Consider the following 14,766-nt stretch of genomic DNA (forward strand, 5'->3'; position numbering starts at 1 on the left):
CCCATTTTGGTCGAAGTCACCTGTAATTAGAAGGTCAGGCGACCCGTGATGCTGAAGCGGCGACCGATGACGTCATACGTCGCCGGGAAGGTGTTGCCGCTATTTGCGCCGGTGGAGCCGACGTTGCTGCCGGTCAGCGGCGGATCCCGATCGAACAGGTTGGTTACCGTACCGATCAACTCGAAATTCTCGTTCATGCGGAAGCGGGTCGACAAATCGAAATAGTGATACGCTCCGATCGTGTTGAAGTTCTCCGTGGTGCCGACGAGCGGCGTGGTGCCCGTGATCGTGCCGCTGAACAGCGGCGTCAGACCCGGCTCGTACTCGACCGGGTGAATATAACGCCACAGCAGCGACACATCAGCCGGTCCGAACGACACCGTGGTGCGCTGCTGGAACGAGAACTCCGGTGCGATCTGACCGTTGTCCGGGCTGCAGTTCACGCTGAAAAAGCCGACGCACTGGCGGTTCACCGACGTCGGCAAGCTGCGGAAGCGCAGATTATTGGTCCAGTTGCCGATGAAGGTGAGGTTGAGGCCGATATCGCCAAAGGTCCGAGTGTAGTTGGCCGTCAGGTCGATGCCGTCGGTGGCCAAGCGTCCCGTGTTCGACAGCAGCAGCGGCAGACCGAACGTGTTGGTCGGCGAGCCCGAAAGGCTCCCGTCCGCCGGGCTGCGGCGGATGTTGGTGCACGCCGCCGTCTGAGCGGCAGCCGCCGACACGGTTGCGGGCGTGGCCCCGAAACATGCGTTGATGGCATCGGCGGGCGTGGGGGCCGTGATCGCATCGTTCACGATGATATTGTAGTAATCGATCGACAGCGTGAACCCTTCGAACAGAGCGCCGGGGCTGATGACCGCGCCGATGGTAAACGTGTCGGCGGTTTCCGGCTGGATGTTGACATCGCCACCCTGCTGCGACTGGGCTTGCCCGGCGGTCGGCGCAGGAATTCGGCCGATCGTAGCAGCCGGGGCGCCCTGTGCGAGACAGACCGCCGTGAGGCCGGCGTTGCCGACCGGTCGCGTGCCCTGACACGGATCAATCGCCAAGTTGGTCAGCAGGATGTTTCGCGGCGAGAACAGCTCATTGATGTTCGGCGCGCGAACCGCCCGCTGATAATTGCCGCGCAGCTTAATGTCCTGAACGGGCTCCCAGCTCAGGCCTGCCTTCCAGGTGACGGAATCGAAGCTGGGGCTGCTCGCCGCTTCCACATTGTAGGACGAATAGCGGATGCCAGCCTCAAGCGTCAGCGAGTGGAAGAATGGCGTATCAGCGATGATCGGCGCAATAACTTCGCCGAACACTTCCTTGACGTCATAGCTGCCAGCGAAGCGCGGCACCGCGCCGCCCGCGCCACCGAGCTCGCCCGGGATTGCCGCCAGGACGTCGGGAAGGCGTTCATAACCGTAATCGCGATACTCTGCGCCAATTGCGTAGGAAACGGGTTCCGCTCCCGACGAGAAAATGCTGCCGACATCGCCGGTCAGGATCGCGCGGACCTGCGACAGCTGGTTCTTGATCGTGATCGTGCTCTCACCCGCGATGAACGCAGCCTGCTCGGGCAGAATGCTGCCCTGCGCACCAAACAGGTTCAGCGGCACACAGCCATTGGCAGTGTTGGTGCAGGTCGTGGTGTTGTTCGCGTTCAGCGCCTGCTGCACACGCGAGCGCAGCACATAGCCCGACTGAATCTGAACAAGATCACTCTCGCCGTACGATGCCGAGACATCCAAGCGCGTGGTGTCGGAGATGTTGATTCGAGCACCGGCGCGATAGTCAAAGAAGGTCGTGGTATAGTCCGAAATGCGCGGCCCGAGCTCGACCGTGCGACGGAACACCGCAGACAGCGGGATCGCCGCGTTGGTGTTACAAGCAGTGCCAAGGGCAATACCCGCGGAGGTGCAGAGCTGATCGCGCACGCCAGCCGGCAGGTAGGGATTGTTGCCCGGGATCGTCAGCGCCTCGCCGAAGATACCCGACGGCGCGATGATCGTTGCGACCTCGTTCTTCGAGAACGCGGCGCGCGTGTAGAGCTCGATCGTGTCGGAAACTTCATAATTGGCGGCCGCATAGATATTGAACCGCTTGAAAGGCGTCTGGAAAATGTTGAACGGGTTGAAATTGAACCCGGCATATTCCGGTACCAGCAGCGTGCCGGCGGGGTTGAGCTGGCTGCGGACACCGCCAATCGTCACCGTCGTCGGAACCGACGTCGCCGATGAACCGGCACCGCGCCCGCTCAAGCCGTTGATCTCAAAGATCGAGATGTCGCGCGCGCCCTGATAGATCGGGTCTGCTTCCTGATAGCCGAGGCTCAGCACCGCATTGCCGCGGCCATCGTCGAAATTCGCGCCGATCGTCAGGTCGGCAGTGAAGATATTGCCGTCACCCTGTTCGGTGATCTGGTTCGTGGCCTGCGCGAGCACGCCGGCGAAATCCTTGCGCGTGATGAAGTTCACGACGCCCGAAACCGCGTCTGCGCCGTAGGTGGTCGACGCGCCGCCCGTCAGCACTTCGGCGCGCTGCACCAGCGCGACCGGAATGTTGTTCGGGTCGACGGTGCCAAGTTGGTTCGCGGTGACGAGGCGGTCGCCGTCGAGCAGCACCAGGTTGCGCTGTGCGCCCAAACCGCGAAGGTTGACGGTTGCGAAGCCACCATTGCCGTTGTTCGTTTGCGAACCAACTCCAGGAACGACGCCCGGAAGCTCCCGAAGCACTTGTTCGGAGCTGGTGATCGAGCGCAGCTGAAGCTCGGTCTCGCTCACGACGTTGATCGGGCTCGAGGCCTCGAGGTTGGGATTGCGGATCAGCGACCCGGTGACGATGATGTCGCCCGACTCGGGCGATTCTTCTTCCGTCGCGGGCGTCGCATCCTGCGCATGGGCGACCGGCGCCAGCGCAGTCAGGCCGATAAGCACGGTCGAAGCAAGCAAATGCTTACGAATATTGAGAGACATTTTTGTTCCCCTTGACCGCGCCGGGGCTGCCGGCGCGCACCAGCGGCTCCGTAATGAAGCCGCAATGGTGTCGCCAATACGCGAAGCATGATTGCGCAGACAACGGCCATCCCGCACGAACCCAAAATCTCCGCTAATCTGTCGCAAATTTGACACAGCCGCCGCGTGCAGTTGCCACACCCGCGCGACCCGTTTTACAGTGATAAAACACAGGAGAGGCCGAGCCCATGACGTTCGAATTGCTGGTTCCGTTGATATTGATGCAGGCAGCGGCAGACGAGCCGAGCGCGTCGGGCGCGGTGGCGTCCTTGCGACGATGCCAGGCGATTGCGGTCGATGCGGAACGGCTGCGCTGCTTCGACGCTGCGGCTGCGGCGCTCGTCACATCGGTCGAGCGCAAGGACGTGATCGTGACGGATCGGCAGGAAATTCGTCGCACCAAGCGGTCGCTGTTCGGCTTTTCGCTGCCGCGGATCGGCCTGTTCAGCCAGCAACCCGACGAGCGCGATGCCGAGGGTGTCGCCAAGCTGACCGGTCCGCTCAAGTCCGTAGGCGTGCTGCGCGGCGGCTTGCTGCGCTTCGTGGTGGAGGAAGGCGCAGTGTGGGAAACCACCGAAATGGTGCCATTTCCGCCCAAGGTCGGGTCGGAGGCAACGATCCGCCGCGCCGCGCTGGGCAGCTATCTGGTGCGCTTCTCAAGCGGACGGACGTTTCGCGCGCGACGTGTCGAATAGGCGGCGGGGACGAATAGTCTCGGTCAAGGCCGGCGAGCTACACCAGCCCCAGCGCAGCGCGTTCGCGCGCATAGGCGGCCGCGAACGCATCGGCGAATTGGGGATAGCGTGCCGATGCGCCAATTGCGTCACGGTTCAGGGGCCGGCGGACCTGCATCACGCTCGAGGTCGTGACCGCGCGCTTGGACTCGTGAAACGTACGAACCCCCGGCTCGGGCGCCAGACCGCAATGATCAATGATCGCGGGAATGGCGGCATCACCATCGGCGACCAGCGTTTCATAGTCGGCCGCCATCATCCGGTCGCCGTAAAGCGCGCGGATGTGCGCGAACAGCATGTCCTCAATCGCATAATGCGCCGCCATGTCCTCAATGTCGAAACTCCAGCCGACACCCTGGGCGAAGTGGGTGCGGAAGCTTGACCATGCGGTATCCAGCCGGTCGCGCTGCATCCAGATCAGCGGCGCATCGGGAAACGCGACACGGATCAGCATCGCGGTGCGGCTGACGTTCAGGCTCTTGTCCACGATGCGCCCGGCCTCGCCGAACCGCTCGGCGATCAGGTGATGATAACGCTCGACAAAGCCCGACCAGGCGTCGCGACCATGTGAGCGGAGCCGCGCCGACAGGCGTTCGGGGGCCACGCCGCCGAACGGAAGCATCGCGGTCGTGATCAGGTTCACTTCGTCGCCGCCGGCGACCTGGCTGTGGCTGTTCAGGATCTGCTCGACGAGCGTGGTGCCCGATCGCGGCAGGCCCGTGACGAAGATCGCGCGTGAGGCGGGGGCACCGTGACGCACCGCATCCCTGATCCACCGCTGATCGAAATTGGCGATGATGGCCCGCGCGGCTGCCAGGTCGGCGGCGCGGTCATAGCGACGTTCCGCGCGTGCGAGCGCAGCACCTTCGCGATAGGCACCGAAGGCACGATCGTGATCGCCAAGATCGTCAAGCGTCTTGCCGCGCGCGTAAAGATAGGCGGCGCGTTCGCCAGGCGGCGCATTTGCCAGGTGGCGCTCGGCCGCCAGCAGTGCGTCGGCATATTGATCGTCCGCACGCATCCGCCCGACATTGGCGAGCGTGAGCCAGGTCGTTCCCGACCCCGGAAAGCGATCCGCCGCCGCGCGCAGCAACTCAGTCGCGCGCGCCGCCTCTCCCATCTGCATCGCCAATGTGCCGAGGAAGTGCAGCAAGGCAGGTTCGGGCGAATGCGCGAGCAGGGGCGCGAGGGACTCGGCGGCGGCTTCGATCCGGCCGGCGCGGGCGAGAAGTTCGGCGCGATAGAGCCGCCGCGCAGCTTCCGACGGGCGAAGCGAGACCCATTGGTCAGCGGCCGCAAGCGCCAGTTGCCATTCCCCAGCATCGGCGCAGAATTTCGCGATCGGCCGCCACTGTTCGCCAAGCGGAGTCCGGTTGGCGAGAAAGGATTTTACGATCGAAACTGCGCGGATCGGATCGCCCTCGCGCAGTGCGGCGACGAATTCGGCTGGCGTCGGCATGGTCGATCCGGCCTATCAAGATCGGAACAAAAAAGGGAGGCTGGTTTCCCAGCCTCCCCATCTTGTCGCCTGCCCGACCTTAGAAGTCGAACGACAGCTGCATCCGCACGAAGCGGGGCTGCTGATACGTCAGCGGACGGCCATAGTCGTTGCGCGGGCGGCCGTTGTTCAGCGTGCCCACCTCACGAAGGTCGGTCGCCGCGTTTTCGTTGAACAGGTTGAACACGTCGAAACGCAGTGCGGCGCTGAACGCGTCGGTCGGCAGCTTGAAGATCGCCGACACGTTGGTGAAGGTCAGCCAGTCGGACTTGAGCTGACTGCCGCGCGGCGTCAGCGACAACGACGTGCTTGTCGCCCCGTCCGAAAAGCCGGGGAACAGCGGGTTCGTGATCACATTCCCCTGCGCGTCGACATTGCAGTAGAAGCCGGCCGCGCCATAGGCGCCGGCAAAGGCGTCGATCGACCGCGGCACGCGCCCGATACACCCGAAACGACGGGGCGATTCGGCCTGGACCTGAAGGCCCAGCGTCAGCCATTCGAACGGGGCGTAAGAGCCGAACACCTTGATGCGATGGCGCCGGTCGGTCGGCAGATAGCCGAACGCACCGTTGACGAGGCCGGGCTGGTCGAACGCGGTGGTCAGACCGGAGTCGGTCTGGCCGTTATCCGAACGGACGCCGCCTTCGATGTTACCTTCCGATTTCGACCAGGTGTACGAGCCGCTGAAGCTCCACTTGCCGTCGAACTCGCGGTCGACCGTCAGAATGACCGCCTTGTACGTGCGCTCCGCCCGCGGATAGCCGAGGTCGGCGGCACTGAAGTCGACCGTCCGCAGCGTGCTTTCGCCACCGATCGGGTCGGACAGCGTGATCCGCGCCGGCGCGCCGGGATTGACGAGCACATACTGGTGGAAGCCAGTGAAGATGTCGTCGCAACCCGAAATGCCTTCGCGATCGCAATATGCGAGCACCGCTGCGTCGATTGCCACGTCCTCGAGCGATTCGTTGAGGCTGCGGTACTGACCGATCAGGCCAACCGTCCAGCGCTCGCCGATCTTCTGCTCGACGCTCAGGATGTATTCGTCGACCGACTGGGGCTTCAGGTTCTTCGCCACGGTCGCCTCGGTCGGCGTCGCGACGCCGTCCGACACGATGTCGCAGTTCGCCACGCCGGTGTCGGGGCAGTTCGTCGCATCGGCAAAGCCGAGCAGCGGCGCACCAAGGATCGGCGTATTGTCCGGGTTCACGCCCGCAACCCGGAAGTAGCGGGTATAGTCGAGCTCTGCGCCGGCGAGACGGATGTTCGTGTTGGCGACGATCGGCAGATAGTAACGACCGAACGAGCCGACGACCTTCGTGCGCCCGTCACCGAACGCGTCGAACGCGGCACTCAGGCGCGGCGCCCAGGCGTTACCCGATTCGTAATAGGTTTCGCCGTTCACGTTGTCGTTCGAGAACCGGTCGTTGCGGACGCCCAAGTTGAGCGTCAGGCGATTGTTGAACAGCGACCACGAATCCTGGATGTAAAACGCTTCGTTGTTCGACGTGAACGTCCCGCCGTTCACGAAGGTACGGCCGGCGACGTACAGCGTGTTCGGCGGCGCATAGACGTCGCCGTTCACGCCCGAGAAGTTGTACGTCCACGCGACGCCGCCGGTGTAGCGGCTGACCGCATTGGTCGTCAGCTTTTCCTTGTCGTACCCGCCCTTGATGTGATGCTGGCCGAACAGCGTGAAGAACAGGTCGATGTCGCCGCGATAGAATTCGCGCTCATCCGAATTGTCATTGATCACGTTCAACGGGTTGCCGGCGAGCACGGGGTTGAAGGCGCCCGAAGTATCGATGATCGTCGGATAGTCGTCGTCGGCCGAACCGGCGATTTCCGCATTCTTGTTCTTGCCGTACGCGCCAGAGATCGTCAGCCAGTCGGTGAACTGGCCGGTATAGCGGCCAACATAGTTCTCACCGCCGAGCACGTTACGCGTGGTATTCTGATACCGACCGAGCACGGGCTCGCCGCCGTTCCGGCTGTCATAGGACAGGGCGTAGCTGTCGACCGTCTGGACCTGCGTCGAATCGAAATAGGTGAATTCCAGACGATGGCCGTCGGTGATGATCGCGTCGAGCTTGCCGCCCCAGAAGGGTGAGCGCGTCTTGAAAATCTCGCGACGGATGCCGGTCGAGAACGGATCCGGGCCCGCCGTGTTCACGCCCAGGACATCGTCCGACTGCTGCCGGTCGTTGGTCTGGTACAATGCGTAGAAGAACAAGCGGTCCTTGATGATCGGGCCCGAAAGCTGGAACGTCGCGGTCCTGAGCTCGCGCTTGTCGGTCGAGTTCAGCGCGATGACGGTATCGGGCGATTCCGAATACAGGCCCTCAGGCTGCCAGTTGAACAGGACGCCGCCATGAAACTCGTTGCCGCCCGACTTCGTGACCGCGTTGATGAAGCCGCCGGTGAAACGACCGAATTCCGCGGGAATGCCGCCGTTCTTGACTTCGACGGTGTTGTAGAAATCGAACGGAACGCCGACCGAACCCAGGCCCTCGCGGAATTCGGTGATGTTCAGGCCATTGACGAAGAACGCATTTTCCGAAACCGACGAGCCCGAAACCGACGCCAGGTTGCCGAACGCGCTGTCGCCCTGGCTGGTGCCCGGCGCGAGCAGGATGATCGAAGTGAGGTCACGCGCGACGGGAACGCGCGTCGCCAGCTCGCCGACCTGGATCACGGCGCCGGTCGTGGTGCGGTCGAAATCGGACACCTGGACGCGGCGGCCGGTGACGATGATCTCGCCGCTCGACGGGCTCGCCGTCTCGGTGCCCGCTGCCGCCAGCTGGAATGCGTTACCTGCGGTCGACTGGGTCAGGCCGATGCCCTCTTCACGATAGGGCGAATATCCATCGGCGCTGATTTCGAACGTATAGTCGCCCTGCGGAATTTGGGGCACGCGGTAGGTGCCGCCCGAATCCGTGGTCACCGTACGCGAAAAGCCCTGAGCGTCCGAGGTGACCGTCACGGTCGCGCCCGGGATCGGCTTGCCCGACTGGTCGGTCACGCGGCCGGTCGCCGTGACGTTGGTGAAATCCTGCGCCGCGGCAGGGATTGCGCTGGCCGCCAGGCCACCCACCGAAACACCCAGCAGCGCCAGCGCCCTCAGCGCCGTACCACCGCGAAGCCTGACACTCGCAGCTCGATTGACGTTACGCATTCACTTGTCCCCATGGTTTCGGCACCGGCTCCCATCGTCCGATGCCCTTATTTATTGGGGGGCAACCTCACTTTGTGACAGTTTTCTGTAAAGCGCTTCCATCATCCTGGACCCCGCTTTTTTAATACTGTTGTAAAATTGGCACGAAAATCGTCACGCCGTTTCAACAAATACTCTAAATCCGCAACTTTCTATTGCGCCATAGTGTACTATAACAGCAATTCAGCTAGGTTTTTCGCGAGATTCCGCGTTTCAGGCAAAGTCAACCTAGATGAAGCTTTCACGCACCCCGTCGATCACGAACTGGATCGCGAGCGCGGCGAGCAGGACGCCGAGGAGGCGGGTGATGACCGCTTCGATCTTCGCGCCAAGGACCCGCATGATCGGCGCCGCGGCAATCAGCGCGAGCAGGGTGAGCAGCAGGTTGAGCGCCAGCGCGGCGAGGACGACCAACGATTCCGCAGTGCCGTTGGAGCGGCTCATCAGCAGCATGATCGATGCGATCGACCCCGGCCCCGCGATCATCGGCATTGCCATGGGAAAGACCGAAACATCCTCGATCTCGGGGGTGTCCATGATCTTCTGCGCACGATCCTCGCGCCGCTGGGTGCGCTTTTCGAACACCATTTCGAGCGCGATCAGGAACAGCATGATGCCGCCCGCGATGCGGAAGCTGTCGAGGCTGATGCCCAGCACGCGCAGCAGATCCTCGCCGAACAGGGCAAAGACGACCAGGATGAGCGCGGCGATGCCGACCGCACGCACCGCCATCGACCGGCGCTGCGCCGCGCCCGCCCCCGTGGTCAGCCCGGCATAGATCGGCGCGCATCCCGGGGGATCGATGATCACGAACAGCGTGATGAACGCCGATACGAACAATTCGGTCATCGCCCGATGCCCCCGCCCGCGCTCAGGCCGCGCCGACGTCGACGGCGGCCAGATCGAGCGCGACTCCCGCCCGCCGGTGCGCCGCGATCAACGTGTTGCGCAGCAGGCACGCGATCGTCATCGGGCCGACGCCGCCCGGCACCGGCGTGATCGCGGCTGCGACCGATGCCGCCCCGTCGAAATCGACATCGCCCGTCAGCCGCCCGTCGACGCGATTGATGCCGACGTCGATCACCGTCGCGCCGGGCTTGATCCACTCGCCACGCACGAAATGCGCGCGGCCGACCGCCGCAACCACGATGTCGGCCTGGGCGACGTGATGGGCAAGGTTGCGGGTGCGCGAATGCGCGAGCGTGACCGTCGCATCGGCCGCGGTCAGCAAGGCGGCCATCGGACGGCCGACGATCGTCGATCGGCCGATCACGATCGCATCCAGCCCCGCCAGGCTGCCAAGCCGGTCCTGCAGCAGCATCAGGCAGCCCTGTGGCGTGCACGGCACGAAGCCGGGCATGCCCGTTGCCAGCCGCCCGGCATTGACCGGATGAAAGCCATCGACATCCTTGGCCGGGTCGATCGCGAGCAGCACCGCCTGCGCATCGATATGCGCCGGCAGGGGCAGCTGGACGAGGATGCCGTCGACTGCTGGGTCGGCGTTGAGCCGGGTGATCAACGCGATCAGATCGGCCTCGGCGATGTCCGCGGTCAGCCGGTGCTCAAAGCTCGCCATGCCTGCGGCGAGCGTCGCCTTGCCCTTGGCACGGACATAAACGCCGGACGCGGGATCCTCGCCGACCAGCACCACCGCCAGCCCCGGCACGCGCCCGCCCGATGCCGCCGAAAAGGCGGGGACATGCGCAGCAATCCGGTCGCGCAGGCCCTGCGCAAACGCCTTGCCATCAATGAGAGCGGCGGTCATGGCGACGCCCCTTAGCCGCTGGTGCGGCCGCACGCCACCCGCGTTCAGGCGACGCCGGTCATCAGCGCCGCCGCGATGCGCGGGATGATGATGTCGCCAATGATCGAGATCGCGATCAGCACGACGAAGGGCGACAGGTCGAGCGGGCCCAGATCGGGCAGGATCCGGCGGATCGGGCGATAGACCGGCTCGGTCAGCGTGTTGAGCCCGCGCCACAGCCCCGCGACGAAATCATTATAGGTGTTGATGACGTTGAACGCGATCAGGATCGACAGGATCGCCTGGATGATGATGATCCACCACACGACGTTGAGCAGCACCTGAATGATGTCGAACAGGATCAGTAGGAAGGTGGTCAAGCCCGGTCTCCAGCGACTGTGTTAGGACCGCGATACAGGAAAGGCTCGACCCGAAACAAGCCCGGCCGGACCGCGCCGCGCGCTGCCGCCGTCGCGCGTGGATTTACCTATCGCCGCACCAGCGTGCCCGCCCCGCGCCGGGTGAAGACCTCCAGCAGCATGATGTGCGGGACCCGCCCGTCCAGGATGACCGCGGCGTCCACCCCGCCCGCGACAGCGGTGACACAGGTTTCGAGCTTGGGGATCATGCCCCCGGTGATCGTCCCGTCGGCGCGCAGCGCGGCGACGCCGTCCGGATCGAGGTCGGTCAGCAGCTCGCCCGATTTGTCGAGCACGCCGGCGACATCGGTCAGCAGGAACAGCCGCTCGGCCCCCAGCGCGGCGGCGATCGCGCCCGCCATCGTGTCGGCGTTGATGTTATAGGTCTGGCCATCGGCGCCGATGCCGATCGGCGCGATCACCGGAATCATGCCCGCCGCGGTCAACGTGTCGATCACCGTACGGTCGATCGATTCGGGTTCGCCGACAAAGCCCAGATCGACGACGCTTTCGATATTGCTGTCCGGGTCCCGCGTCGTGCGCGTCACCTTCGCCGCGCGCACGAAACCGCCGTCCTTGCCGGAAATGCCGACCGCCTTGCCGCCCGCCGCGCCGATCCAGGCGACGATTTCCTTGTTGATCGCACCCGACAGCACCATTTCCGCGACACGCGCGGTTTCGGAATCGGTGACCCGCAAGCCGTCGACGAAGCGCGATTCGACGCCCAGTTGCTTCAGCATCGCACCGATCTGCGGGCCGCCGCCATGGACGACGACCGGGTTGATGCCCACCGCCTTCATCAGCACGACGTCCTCGGCGAAATCGCGTGCCAGCTCGGCATCGCCCATCGCGTGGCCGCCATATTTCACGACAAAGGTCGCGCCGGCATAACGCTGCATATAGGGCAGCGCCTCGGTCAGCGTTTCGGCCTTGGCGAGCATCGCCGGATCGGGGCTGTGATTGGTCATGCGCGCGCCCTTAGCGTGGAATGCGGCGGGCGGGAACCGTCGCGCGCACCGGGCTCAGCTGCGCGCCGCCACCGCATAGAGCGCGATCGCGGCGGCATTCGACACGTTGAGGCTCTCGACCTTCGGCCCGATCGGCAGCCGGGCGAGCGTATCGCAATGCGCCTGGGTGTTGTGGCGCATCCCTTCGCCCTCCGCGCCCAGCACCAGGCAGACCTTGCCCGGCCCCAGCGCCTGGGCGAGCGTCGTGTCGACCGCGCCCGTCAGCCCGATCCGCCAATAGCCGGCCTCCGCAATCTCGTCGAGCGCGCGAGCGAGGTTGACGACGCGCACCCACGGCACGACTTCCAATGCGCCCGATGCCGACCGCGCGACCGTGCCCGATTCGGGTGGCGAATGCCGGTCCTGGGTGACGATGCCCAGTGCGTCGAACGCGGCCGCCGAACGCAGGATCGCGCCGACATTGTGCGGATCGGTCACCTGGTCGAGCATCAGGATCGGCCGCGTGTCGTTCACCCCCTGCTCCAGCAGGTCGCCGAGCCACATGTCCTCCAGCGGCTCGACCTCCGCCACCAGGCCCTGGTGGGGGGCGTCGCCCGGCACCAGCCGGGCGAGGTCGGCCACGTCGGCATAGGTGATCTGCAGCACCGGCGGCAGATCGAGCGCCGCCAAGGCTTCGCGCGTGCCCCACAATTTGCGCACCGTCCGCTCCGGATTGGCCAGCGCCGCCAGTACGGCGTGGCGGCCCCAGAAGCGGGGGCGGCCCGAATGAGGTTGCGAGGGGCGATGGCCGCGCCTTGCCATGGAAACAGGGTCCTTTCGTGCCGAGGATGATCGAGCGCGACGCTAGGGTCGGTGCCGGCGGCGTGCAAGGCGTTGACAGGGGGTGCCCGCTTCGGCATTGGCACCCGCTCGCTTGACAAGGCGGCCCAATGGACAGGTGGCCGAGTGGTTAAAGGCAGCAGACTGTAAATCTGCCCGCGTGAGCGTACGCTGGTTCGAATCCAGCCCTGTCCACCACCGGCGGCAACGCCCTTTCGGATCGCTGCCGGTCCCGACCGTCGGACGGCCTGTCTCCACCTGCCGACATGAACCGGATGGAGCGACCGGCACCCGCGTGCTATCTTCCATATGCGCGCGGCCGATTTTGCGCGCCGGTATCTTGGCTCGACCCGAAGCTCCGTGCGCCGGCATCGTCAATCCCGCCTGCGCGACAGGATATGAGCCGCATCGCCTTCCCTGCCCCCGCATGAAAAGGAACCGAGCGCATGACTTTCGTGACGACCAGCGATGGCACCCGGCTATTCTACAAGGACTGGGGCGCGAAGGACGCGACCCCCATCGTCTTTCATCACGGCTGGCCGCTCAGCGCGGACGACTGGGACAACCAGATGATGTTCTTCCTGCTCAAGGGCTTCCGGGTCATTGCGCACGATCGCCGCGGCCATGGCCGCTCGACCCAGACCGACAGCGGTAACGAAATGGATAGCTATGCCGCCGACGTCGCGGCGCTGACCGATGCACTGGACCTTCGCGGCGCCATCCATATCGGCCATTCGACCGGCGGCGGCGAGGTCGCGCGTTACGTCGCGCGCGCAAAGCCTGGACGTGTCGCAAAGGCGGTGCTGATCGGCGCGGTGCCCCCGATCATGGTCAAGTCGGACCGGAATCCGGGCGGTCTCCCGATCGAGATATTCGACGGCTTCCGACAGGCGCTCGTCGCCAATCGCGCGCAGTTCTTCCTCGATATTCCCTCAGGGCCGTTTTACGGCTTCAACCGGCCGGGCGCCAAGGTGGACCAGGGCGTCATCCAGAATTGGTGGCGACAGGGCATGATGGGCGGTGCCAAGGCGCATTACGACTGCATCAAGGCGTTCAGCGAGACCGACTTCACCGAAGACCTGAAGCAGATCGACGTGCCGACGCTCGTGATGCACGGCGACGACGACCAGATCGTCCCCTATGCGGACTCAGCACCGCTTGCCGTCGCGCTGCTGCGCCATGGGACGCTCAAGACCTATGCGGGCCTGCCGCACGGCATGTGCACCACGCACCCGGACATCGTGAACGCGGACCTGCTGGCCTTTATCTCGGGATAGGCGGCCGAGTTTGCCGCCGGCGGCGCAGCGTGTTCGTCGCCTCCCGCCCCCTACGCTTGCCGCGAACATCGCCTATTCTGCGCGCGTTTGATGCTTGGCGTGGAGCATGGATGATGCGAGCGGGATTCGTGATGTTGGGCGGCTTGGCACTGATTGCGGCCACGCCGGAACCGCGGGCCGCAGCGGCCGAGGGAGCTGGTGGTTCTCGGTCGGTATTCGGCCCGCCCGTTCCCTATGGCATCGCCACCCACGATGATCGGCGTGGCGGCCTGCCCGTCAACACGGAAGTGTCGCTGCGACTGAACGTAACTTTGTCGAGCAAGGATGCCGAGGAAGGCGATATTTTTGGGCTGACCGTTACCGACGATGTGCAGCTGAACGGCCAAGTGGTGATCCCCGCCGGCACACAGGCGACCGGCCGCGTAATGGGCGTGACCCGTCGAAGCATTCCCGGCCAGCCCGGCCGGCTGCTCATCGAACTGCGCAGCATCGACCTCCCCGGGGGCACCCTCCCGGTGTCCGGCACCTATTATGAGCGAGGGACCGTCGACAATGGTGGCCGGTTCGGCAATCCGGTCGGCGCGGCGATCGTCAGTTTGTTCGTCACGGGCCGATCGGCTGTGTTTTACCAGGGCCAGGTGCTGAAGGCTTATACCCGCCAGTCCATACGACCGGCTACCGCCGCCCGCTAAAGTCGGCTTGCCCGCCGCGCGCGATTTCGGCTAAGGCGCTCGCCTGCCGCGTGCGCGGGTATAGCACAATGGTAGTGCAGCAGCCTTCCAAGCTGAATATACGGGTTCGATTCCCGTTACCCGCTCCACCGCCCCCTTCCCGAAACGTCCGAGCTCCTAGTATCCGCTGTCATATGAGAGCTTTACCGGCACGTTGTCACCCGAGCCTCTGGTAGAGGGCATCGGGGACTGACTGATAGCAGACGGGGCGGAGGAAGCGGTCGATGGCGAGGGTGCCGACGGAGGTGGAGCGGCCGTCGGAGGTGGCGGGGAACGGTCCGCCATGGACCATGGCGGGTGAGACCTCGACCCCGGTCGGCCAGCCGTTGACGAGGATGCGGCCGACCTGGTGCTCGAGCCGGGCGATGA

11 protein-coding genes, 2 tRNA genes and 1 pseudogene are annotated in these 14,766 nt (G+C 64.8%); 5 read left to right on the plus strand and 9 right to left on the minus strand.

All coding sequences use genetic code 11. The features are described from left to right. Nucleotides 1–26: 26 nt before the first annotated feature. On the minus strand, nt 27–3,074 hold the full coding sequence (locus GO308_RS17515; RefSeq protein ID WP_346769097.1) for a TonB-dependent receptor: 3,048 nt from the start codon (nt 3,072–3,074) through the stop codon (nt 27–29). Between the two features lie 110 nt (nt 3,075–3,184). On the opposite strand from GO308_RS17515, the gene GO308_RS17520 reads away from it, so the two are divergent. Further along, nucleotides 3,185–3,691 (plus strand): hypothetical protein, encoded by a 507-nt coding sequence (locus tag GO308_RS17520; RefSeq protein ID WP_066480267.1) that lies wholly within the window; start codon nt 3,185–3,187, stop codon nt 3,689–3,691. Nucleotides 3,692–3,728: 37 nt separating this feature from the next. On the opposite strand, the gene GO308_RS17525 is transcribed toward GO308_RS17520, so the two are convergent. The 7 genes from GO308_RS17525 to rlmB all read right to left on the minus strand — a co-directional run bounded on the left by GO308_RS17525 (nt 3,729) and on the right by rlmB (nt 12,371). Then, the gene (locus GO308_RS17525) at nt 3,729–5,189 is read right to left on the minus strand and encodes a sulfotransferase (RefSeq protein ID WP_240886319.1); all 1,461 of its coding nucleotides are present in this window, start codon (nt 5,187–5,189) and stop codon (nt 3,729–3,731) included. Nucleotides 5,190–5,268: 79 nt separating this feature from the next. Further along, on the minus strand, nt 5,269–8,400 hold the full coding sequence (locus GO308_RS17530; protein WP_082730973.1) for a TonB-dependent receptor: 3,132 nt from the start codon (nt 8,398–8,400) through the stop codon (nt 5,269–5,271). Nucleotides 8,401–8,667: 267 nt separating this feature from the next. After that, entirely contained in the window at nt 8,668–9,288 is a 621-nt protein-coding gene (locus GO308_RS17535) for a MarC family protein (RefSeq protein WP_066675268.1), read from the minus strand. A 22-nt stretch (nt 9,289–9,310) separates the two neighbouring features. Next, nucleotides 9,311–10,204: a bifunctional methylenetetrahydrofolate dehydrogenase/methenyltetrahydrofolate cyclohydrolase FolD gene (folD, locus tag GO308_RS17540; RefSeq protein ID WP_240886320.1), complete on the minus strand. Its 894-nt coding sequence runs from the start codon at nt 10,202–10,204 to the stop codon at nt 9,311–9,313. A gap of 44 nt (nt 10,205–10,248) precedes the next feature. Beyond that, the gene (locus tag GO308_RS17545) at nt 10,249–10,563 is read right to left on the minus strand and encodes a YggT family protein (RefSeq protein WP_066480275.1); all 315 of its coding nucleotides are present in this window, start codon (nt 10,561–10,563) and stop codon (nt 10,249–10,251) included. 107 nt (nt 10,564–10,670) lie between these two features. Then, the gene (gene argB / locus GO308_RS17550; RefSeq protein ID WP_066480276.1) at nt 10,671–11,570 is read right to left on the minus strand and encodes an acetylglutamate kinase; all 900 of its coding nucleotides are present in this window, start codon (nt 11,568–11,570) and stop codon (nt 10,671–10,673) included. A 54-nt stretch (nt 11,571–11,624) separates the two neighbouring features. Continuing rightward, on the minus strand, nt 11,625–12,371 hold the full coding sequence (gene rlmB, locus GO308_RS17555; protein ID WP_066480277.1) for a 23S rRNA (guanosine(2251)-2'-O)-methyltransferase RlmB: 747 nt from the start codon (nt 12,369–12,371) through the stop codon (nt 11,625–11,627). A 130-nt stretch (nt 12,372–12,501) separates the two neighbouring features. On the opposite strand from rlmB, the gene GO308_RS17560 reads away from it, so the two are divergent. The 4 genes from GO308_RS17560 to GO308_RS17575 all read left to right on the plus strand — a co-directional run bounded on the left by GO308_RS17560 (nt 12,502) and on the right by GO308_RS17575 (nt 14,486). Then, nucleotides 12,502–12,587 (plus strand) — tRNA-Tyr (locus GO308_RS17560). A 248-nt stretch (nt 12,588–12,835) separates the two neighbouring features. Then, nucleotides 12,836–13,666, plus strand: a complete 831-nt coding sequence (locus GO308_RS17565; RefSeq protein WP_240886321.1) for an alpha/beta hydrolase — start codon at nt 12,836–12,838, stop codon at nt 13,664–13,666. A 113-nt stretch (nt 13,667–13,779) separates the two neighbouring features. Continuing rightward, nucleotides 13,780–14,358: a hypothetical protein gene (locus GO308_RS17570; RefSeq protein ID WP_197417181.1), complete on the plus strand. Its 579-nt coding sequence runs from the start codon at nt 13,780–13,782 to the stop codon at nt 14,356–14,358. Between the two features lie 54 nt (nt 14,359–14,412). After that, nucleotides 14,413–14,486: transfer RNA gene (locus tag GO308_RS17575), tRNA-Gly, on the plus strand. A gap of 68 nt (nt 14,487–14,554) precedes the next feature. Here the strand turns inward: GO308_RS17575 and GO308_RS17580 are convergent. Continuing rightward, nucleotides 14,555–14,766, minus strand: a pseudogene (locus GO308_RS17580) (hypothetical protein); the annotation flags it as partial.

Origin of the sequence: Sphingomonas sp. SFZ2018-12, assembly GCF_022496715.1 — a bacterium.
Taxonomy (GTDB): Bacteria; Pseudomonadota; Alphaproteobacteria; order Sphingomonadales; family Sphingomonadaceae; genus Sphingomonas.